Raw genomic sequence first — 5,181 nt, 5'->3', positions numbered from 1 at the left:
GCGGTCGGCGCTCCGAGCTCGCGGCCGGATCACCGCTCGGCTCACGACGCCCCCGCGCGGAGCGCGGCTCGTCGGGATCACGGGGGTCACGGCGCCCGTCGCTCAACGCGGGTTCCTTTCGGGTGAGATCAGCGAATCGACTCGGTACGGAGTCGCCAGGCCTTGCGGTTCTCCGGTGACCGGGCCGGCTCGGTCGGGCCCCGCGGCCCGGGCTCGGCTTCGGTGCGGTGTGGGCCGGCCGTGGGTTGGGGGCTGCGGGGGCGGGGGTGTTCCCACCCGCACCACCCGTTGCGGGAGCGTGGCGGGCTGCGGTTTTACCGCGAACGGGCCGGCTCGGTCGGGCCCCGCGGCCCGGCATCGGCTTCGGTTTCGGGCAGTACTGGCGGGATGGGCCCGGCCTGGGAGTGGGACTCGGCTGCGGTCTTGGCGCGTCAGCGCCCACCCTTTCGGGTCGCGTCGAGTGTTCGACGAGCGCAGCGAGGAGAGCGGCCGGAGGCCGCGCTTTTCGGTGGAGACTTCGGGGCCGGAGCGAAGTGGAGGACCCGAAGTCGCGAGCGGAGTGCCGCTTTTCCGGAGGAGCGAAGCGGGGGAGGAAAAGTGGTGCTCCGCGAGCCGGCTTCGAGAACAAGCACCGCCCCCGCCCGCCGTGCTCCCCGACCCCGGCTTCCCCCGCCCCACCGAACCCTCCGAAACCGGCCCACCCCAGACCGAGGCGACGTTCAACGGCCCGGCTCTACGCCCGCGGCACCGGGCGCCGCCTCCGGCCCAGGCGCCGCACTCGAAGCAGGCGGCAAGTCCAGCGGCCCCAGCGACCCTTGAGCCGGAGCCCCCGGGCCACCCTGCACCGGCGCCCCCGCCGCAGACCCGGCCGCCGCCGGCGCCCCCGACGCGACCGGCGCTTCCAAAGCCCCCGAAGCCCCCGGAACAACCGGAACAACCGGCGCCCCCAAAGCCTCCGAACCACCTGAACCGCCCGAACCGCCCGAACCCCCCGCAACCAACGGCGGCCTGGAAACAGCCGCCTTCGGAACGCCCAGGACCTGCCCCGTCGCCGGGTCGATGAAAGCCGGGCTGCCCCCCGGGACCATGCCCATCTCCTGCGCGCGCCGCGCGAGTTCGCCGGGTGCCGCCTTCGCGTCCAGTTCGCGTTGGAGCGCCTCCCGCTCGTCCGACATCTGGTCCTGCTGCTTCTGGAGGCGGCCGACCTCGAACGAGCCCTGGTTGAGCGCGGTGTTGAGCAGCAGCAACGACAGGAGGCCGCCCGCGAGCAGACCGACCACGAGCACGACGAAGGGCGTCCGCGAGGACCCTTTCGCCTGGTGCGCGGCCAGCCGGATCCGGGTGAGCGTCTTCGTCGCGCCACTCATGCTCGGCTCCCCCGCCCGCCGCCGTCCGTCACAGGTCTTCCCGCACCCGCTCCGCGGCCCGCAACCGTACCGAGGCCGCACGCGGGTTGACCGCGTTCTCGTGCTCGCTCGCCTTCTCCGAGCCGCGCGTGAGCAACTTCAGCCGCGGCTGGAGATCCTCGGGCACGATCGGCAGGTCCGGCGGCGCCTTGCTCGCGGCGCCGGCCGCGAGCACGCGCTTGGTCATCCGGTCCTCCAGCGAGTGGTAGGACATCACCGCGATCCGCCCGTGCAGTGCCAGCGCCTTGACCGCCGCCGGCAACGCACGCTCCAGGACCGCGAGTTCGCCGTTGACCTCGATCCGCAGGGCCTGGAACGTGCGCTTGGACGGGTTGCCGCCCGTGCGCCGCGTCGCCGCCGGGATCGCGGTCCGGACGATGTCGACCAGCCGAGCGCTGTTGGTGAAAGGCTCCTTTTCCCGCTCGCGCACGATCGCGTCCGCGACCCGTCGCGCGAACCGCTCCTCGCCGAAGTCGCGCAGGATCCGGGCCAGATCGCCGGCGGTGTACGAGTTCAGGATGCCCGCGGCCGTGATGCCCACGGTCGGGTCCATCCGCATGTCCAAGGGCGCGTCCTGCGCGTAGGCGAAGCCGCGATCGGCGCGGTCGAGTTGGAGCGAGGAGACGCCGAGGTCGAACAGGATGCCGTCGATCCGCTCGATCCCGAGCCGGGCCAGCACGTCGGGGAGTTCGTCGTACACCGCGTGCACGAGCGTCGCGCGCTCGCCGAAGCCCGCGAGCCGGGCGCCGGAGCGTTCCAGGGCCTCGGGGTCGCGGTCGAGGCCGATCAGATGGACCTCGGGGAAGGTCTTCAGGAGCGCCTCGCTGTGCCCGCCCATTCCGAGCGTCGCGTCCACCACGACCGCACCGGGTGCTTCCAGCGCGGGCGCCAACAACTCGACGCACCGTTCGAGCAGGACGGGAATGTGGGCGGGTGCCGTCACGGCCCCTCCACCATCGTCGCGTTCACTGCCGGCCCTTCGTCGTGCGGAAACCCGCAGTCTAGGGGCTCGATCGCAGCGTCCTCGGGAAACATGCCGCCAGGTCCCCGCCCGCTCGTCTGGGGAAGTGACCTCTGGCACCGGGGAAGGTGTGCCAGAAAGCTCGGAGCGGGTGGAGGCCTCGTCGCATGTGTCACGAAGGCACAACGAGAGACGCACACAAGACGAAACAAAACGAACGACGTGCGCACAAAGCGTACAGAGCACATGGAGCGCACAGAGCGCACCCGGAAGGCTTTCACAACAAGCCCGGCAGCACCTCCTCGGACAGCTCGGCGAAGGACTGCTCCTGCTCGGCGAGGTAGTCGTGCCAGGTGCCGGCCGACCACAGTTCGACCCGGGTGTTCGTTCCCACGACCACACAGTCGCGGTTGTCCCGATCGAGCCCCGCGTAGTCCCGCAACGGTTGCGGCACGAGCACGCGGCCCTGTTTGTCCGGGACCGCGTCGGACGCGCCCGCGTAGAAGACCCGCATGTAGTCGCGAGCCGCCTTGGACGTCACCGGCGCCCGACCCAGTTGTTCGGCCACACGGGCGAATTCCGCGACGGGCCACACATAGAGGCAGCGTTCCTGCCCCTTTGTGATCACTAGGCCCTCCGCCAGTTCGTCCCGAAACCTGGCCGGCAAGATCAACCGACCCTTTTCGTCCAATCGGGGCTCGTATGTGCCGAGGAACACGGACACCTCCGGCCGCCGTCTGGAGCTTCGCGGCTCCATTTCCCGCCACTCTACTCCACGAAACCCCACGGTCAACCCTTTTCGGGCGGGACGCTGCCCACGCAGAACCGATAAAACCGCAGGTCAGGCCGGTTGCACCGGAAGAACCACCCGATTGCGCGCCCCCGTACGCCGGGCCCGCGCACCCAGCGCCGGTTTCCGCCACTCGGGGATTGGGCTCGCCGTACGAATCTCCCATTACGGGACAAGAACCCATAGGCCCGAAATGGTGACGAGACGAGCATCGAACCGGACTGTGATCCCCACCACGAGGCGCGCGGGCCCTTCGATCGCTAACGTCCTGACCATGGTCGATCGCCTTGTAGCTGCCAACCGCCACTACGCGGAGGGATACCGCGATCCCGGCATGTCCGCCAAGCCGGTGCGTCACACCGCAGTGGTCACGTGTATGGACGCCCGCCTGGACGTACACGCGATGCTGGGACTGGAGCTCGGCGACACGCACGTGATCCGCAACGCGGGTGGTGTGGTCACCGACGACGTCGTGCGCTCGCTGACGATCAGTCAGCGTCACCTGGGCACCACCCAGGTGGTACTCATCCACCACACCCAGTGCGGCATGCTCACCGTCACCGAGGACTTCCGCCGCGAACTCGAAGCCGACACCGGGCTACGCCCGCAGTGGGCGGTCGAGGCGTTCGTGGACCTCGACGGTGACGTCCGCCAATCGATGAACCGGGTGCGCCTGTCGCCGTTCCTCCTGCACCGCGACACCGTGCGCGGATTCGTGTACGACGTCACGACCGGATTGTTGCGCGAGGTTTTCCCCCTGCCCGACGTGCAACCGGACGACGCCTCTCCGCAGTCATAGTCTCGGCCGAACCTATTCCGATCGTGCGGACCGCCCGCCCGATGCGTCGACTACTGTCCACAGGCGCATCGGCCGCTGTTCCGGGTAGCCGTCACCCAACAGGGTGACGGCAACGCGCGCGACCGGGAGAATCGGCCTGTGGCCCTGATTCGGGGCGTGTACAACGCGGTTCCAGGGAGGGGCACGGGTGTCGACGTTCAACGATCAGGCCGGTCTGGGGGATCTGACGGTCATCTCCGATCGGATCCGCGGGGCCATGGAGACCGTGATCGAGGGCAAGCCCGAGGTGGTCCGCCTCGCCTTGACGGTGCTGCTGGCCGAGGGTCACCTGCTGGTCGAGGACGTACCGGGAGTCGGCAAGACGATGCTGGCCAAGGCCCTCGCGCGCTCGGTCGACTGCAAGATGCGCCGGGTGCAGTTCACCCCCGACCTCCTGCCGTCGGACATCACCGGCGTCAGCGTCTACGACCAGGAACACCGCGAGTTCGAGTTCAAGCCGGGCGCGATCTTCGCGAACATCGTCGTCGGCGACGAGATCAACCGGGCGTCGCCCAAGACCCAGTCGGCGCTTCTGGAGTGCATGGCGGAGCGCCAGGTCACCGTCGACGGCACGACGTACGAACTCCAGGCGCCGTTCATGGTGATCGCGACCCAGAACCCGGTCGAGATGGAGGGCACGTATCCCCTCCCCGAGGCCCAGCGGGACCGCTTCATGGCCCGCGTGTCGATGGGCTACCCGGCGGCAGACGCCGAACTGCGGATGATCGGCGGACACAGCGCCGGTTCCCCGCTCGCCGACCTCTCCCCGGTCGCCGACGCCGACGACATCGTGCGGCTCGTCGAGGCGGTGGGGAAGGTACACGTCTCCCCCGCCGTCGCGCGCTACGCGGTCGACCTGGTCAACGCGACCCGGCGCTCGCCGGAACTGCGCCTCGGCGCGTCCCCGCGAGCGACCCTGCACCTCGTGCGCGCCTCGCGCGCGCAGGCCGCCCTCGACAACCGCGACTACGTCCTGCCCGACGACCTGCAGACGCTGGCCGTCGCGGTCCTCGCGCACCGACTCCTGCCGACCGCCGACGCCCAGATGGCCCGGCGCACGCCCGAGCAGATCGTCACCGACATCGTCCGCCAGGTGCCCGTTCCCGGCGCGCCCGACGGGCAGACCCCACCGCAGGCGCAGGGCCGCGCCGGCGCGCAGCACCCGGCGCCCGCACCGCCCGCACCG

Annotated in this window: 5 protein-coding genes; 2 read left to right on the top strand and 3 right to left on the bottom strand. The window is 70.4% G+C overall.

The window, feature by feature from the left end; translation table 11 throughout:
• Positions 1-719: 719 nt before the first annotated feature.
• From GT354_RS52810 to mraZ, 3 genes are all read right to left on the bottom strand, one after another.
• A complete protein-coding gene (locus tag GT354_RS52810) occupies positions 720-1,367 on the bottom strand; it encodes a hypothetical protein (RefSeq protein ID WP_202512353.1) in 648 nt (215 codons plus the stop codon).
• Positions 1,368-1,395: 28 nt separating this feature from the next.
• A complete protein-coding gene (gene rsmH, locus GT354_RS27195; RefSeq protein ID WP_161359018.1) occupies positions 1,396-2,349 on the bottom strand; it encodes a 16S rRNA (cytosine(1402)-N(4))-methyltransferase RsmH in 954 nt (317 codons plus the stop codon).
• 295 nt (positions 2,350-2,644) lie between these two features.
• On the bottom strand, positions 2,645-3,085 hold the full coding sequence (gene mraZ / locus GT354_RS27190) for a division/cell wall cluster transcriptional repressor MraZ (protein WP_161359017.1): 441 nt from the start codon (positions 3,083-3,085) through the stop codon (positions 2,645-2,647).
• A gap of 346 nt (positions 3,086-3,431) precedes the next feature.
• On the opposite strand from mraZ, the gene GT354_RS27185 reads away from it, so the two are divergent.
• The gene (locus GT354_RS27185; RefSeq protein ID WP_161359016.1) at positions 3,432-3,956 is read left to right on the top strand and encodes a carbonic anhydrase; all 525 of its coding nucleotides are present in this window, start codon (positions 3,432-3,434) and stop codon (positions 3,954-3,956) included.
• A 187-nt stretch (positions 3,957-4,143) separates the two neighbouring features.
• A partial coding sequence (locus tag GT354_RS27180) for a MoxR family ATPase (protein ID WP_346012192.1) occupies positions 4,144-5,181 on the top strand: 1,038 nt, incomplete at its 3' end.

It is taken from the genome of Streptomyces sp. SID3343 (assembly GCF_009865215.1).
Taxonomy (GTDB): Bacteria; Actinomycetota; Actinomycetes; order Streptomycetales; family Streptomycetaceae; genus Embleya.
The sequence above is the reverse complement of the archived record's forward strand: the minus strand, read 5'-3'. Positions and strand labels throughout refer to the sequence as shown.